This window comes from Vibrio sp. 1069 (assembly GCF_033340555.1).
The window spans coordinates 1-980 of the sequence record NZ_JAWOWP010000144.1 but is presented as its reverse complement, the minus strand read 5'-3'; the positions used below and the strand labels follow the sequence as shown (position 1 = coordinate 980).

Sequence of the window (980 nt, the reverse complement as noted above, 5' to 3'; positions counted from 1 at the left end):
TCGATGTGGAAACCCCTGACGACAGCGCCTTATTGCTAAATAGCTTCGGTATCTCTGATGTCGATGCGGTACTTGATAACCCGAATGCAGAGTATGTTCTTAATGTAGCGGTAGATAGCGGGTATCTCGCATTGAACGCTAACGTTATCTCGAAATATGGTTTGACGGTTCAGGGTGACGGTACAGGAGCAGTTGAGCTAAAAGGTTCTGTCGCAGATCTCAACGCCGCCATTGCAGAAGGATTGATTGAGTTCAACCCTGATCTCAACTTCTTCGGCGATGTTACCGTGAACATTACAGTCGATGACCAAGGTAACGAAGGCATTGTTATTAGTGGTGTTGATGACACTTTAAACACCAACAGCAGCAGTTTTGTGATTGATGTTACAGCCGTGAACGATGCGCCTGAAACGTCGCCAGTTACCTTGACCAGTATTGGTGAAGACAGTGGTGTATTTGCAATTTCTACATCAGATTTGCTTGTGAATGCCACTGATGTGGAAAACGACAACTTGACGGTGAGTAACGTTCAACTTGTGGACCCTAGTTCTGGCTCTTTGGCGTTTAACTCAGCCACAGGGAATTGGGAATTTACGCCAGCGCCGGGTTACAACGGCCCTGTAGAGCTGACTTACGATATTACGGACGATGGCACAACAAATGGTGTATCCGATCCTAAGACGGTATCGGGTTCTGCATCTTTTGAAGTGTTCGATGTAAACGATGCACCTCAAACATCGGAAGTGACGCTTTCTTCGATAGAAGAAGACAGCGGCACTGTGAGTATTACTGCCTCGGAACTATTGGCAAACGCGACCGATCCGGAAAACGATAACTTGGCGGTCAGTAATGTCACGCTTGCGGATCCATCAGCGGGAACGATCACGCAGATTAGCGCGACGGAATGGCGCTTTGAACCATCAGAAAACTTTAACGGTGATGTGAGTTTTGTCTATGACATTACTGACGATGGCACAACA

General features: G+C 47.0%; 1 protein-coding gene. It reads left to right on the top strand.

All coding sequences use genetic code 11. The annotated features are described in order from the left end of the window. On the top strand, positions 1-980 hold a 980-nt coding region (locus R7040_RS25025), incomplete at both ends, for a cadherin-like domain-containing protein (RefSeq protein ID WP_318097360.1).